The organism is Paenibacillus sp. P4_A9, assembly GCF_056402415.1.
In genome coordinates, this window is the sequence record NZ_JBFUHL010000202.1 from 1 (window position 1) to 1,538 (window position 1,538).

Here is a 1,538-nt window from a genome sequence, read left to right on the forward strand (position 1 = left end):
GATTTACTGGCGCTTACTATTACAATGTCGAAGATATTAAACCTTTTATGGAAAGTCAAGGGTTTGCGACGTTAGATTTAATTGGATCTTCGAACCTGGGTGCTTTGATATCCAATGAACAGAAGCAATATTGGACGGACCGTGGGGAAAAGGACGAGTTCATTGAACTACTCATCCGACTAGCGCGTGATCCATCGGTGTTAGGGATTTCTTCGCATTTGTTATATATCGGGAGAAAAGTAGGAGASTGAAGCGATGACAGAACGTGATATGAGCCATAAATGGTTAGACTGGGCCAAGCAAATCCAATCGATTGCACAGATCGGCTTGACGTATTCGAAGGATGTCTACGATCTGGAACGCTTCCAAGCATTGCGGGAAATAAGCATAGAAATTCTAGATACGTACACATTTGTTGGCGTGGATAAAATAAACCTTAGCTTTGCTAATGAAACCGGGTACGCAACTCCGAAAGTTGACATTCGTGGGGTCGTCTTTGAAGATGATAAAATTCTACTCGTGAAGGAAAAAGTAGATGGCGCCTGGGCACTTCCAGGGGGTTGGGCCGATATTGGGTATTCGCCTTCGGAAGTCGCTGTGAAAGAGATCAGAGAAGAAGCCGGATACGATGTGGTACCCGTGAAATTACTTGCTGTTCTTGATAAAAAGTTCCATCACCATCCACCAGAGCCGTATCACATCTATAAAATGTTCATTCTCTGTCAAATAATTGGCGGGCATGCGCTGGGTGGCGTGGAAACGAGCGAGGTTCGATTTTTCGGTGAAAATGAGCTGCCGGACTTATCAGCAGAACGGAATACGATCGCTCAGGTGAAGAGTATGTTTGATTATTTAAGGGATCCAAATAAAGAGGTTAAATTGAGACTAAAGCACAGAGTCGAGCGTAAAATGCTCGGCTTTTTTGAATGAAACAATTACTCTCAAGATGCGTCTAATCAGATGTAATTGTACGAATATGGGATCGTTAGATGAAAGGTGTGTCATTCATGAAAAAATTTATTCTAGGCGTGAGTTGCGGCCTACTTATTGCTGGTTCGTCCTTAGCCGTTGCTTCGGACACGATTCAAGCGTTATTGTTTCCGGCGAGTTTTGAGATAAATGGTAACCAAGTTGCCATGAACAGTGAGTATCAAATCCTGAATGTGGATGGGCATGCKTATGTACCGGTTCGCTTTGTAGCTGAAAATTTGGGTGCAACGATTGATTATGACACGGAATCCCAAAAAATAGTGGTTAAGAATAAACCGTTAGACGTGAAGGATCCAGATAACCCAAGTATCTCGGTTGGGAATTTAATTCTAACGAAATCGGGAAATAAAACGAAAGTGACAGGACAATTGAAATTCGAAGGTGTAGGAAACTCCCAAAATATGATCGGAGCTGGCTTAAGCTTTTACAACGATGATAATGTAAAAATAGGCGAAGCCGTAATTTCGGGAACAAATTTCGGAGTGGAGACGCAAACATTCGTCGCGGAAGGGGAGGGTGATTTCAAGAATTACGATGCTGTTTACCTT

The 1,538-nt window shown here is 42.7% G+C and carries 2 protein-coding genes and 1 pseudogene; all 3 read left to right on the plus strand.

The genetic code is table 11. The annotated features are described in order from the left end of the window. Positions 1–251: pseudogene (locus AC1DVJ_RS30915) on the plus strand (class I SAM-dependent methyltransferase); the annotation flags it as partial. A 19-nt stretch (positions 252–270) separates the two neighbouring features. Further along, positions 271–930 (plus strand): NUDIX hydrolase, encoded by a 660-nt coding sequence (locus AC1DVJ_RS30920; RefSeq protein WP_477596752.1) that lies wholly within the window; start codon positions 271–273, stop codon positions 928–930. Positions 931–1,007: 77 nt separating this feature from the next. Next, positions 1,008–1,538: stalk domain-containing protein (locus AC1DVJ_RS30925; RefSeq protein ID WP_477596750.1), on the plus strand; the 531-nt coding region annotated here is incomplete at its 3' end.

Coding starts and splice junctions, on each gene's coding strand:
- AC1DVJ_RS30920 (WP_477596752.1), top strand. CDS start 271: ATGAGCCATAAATGGTTAGACTGGGCCAAGCAAATCCAATCGATTGCA.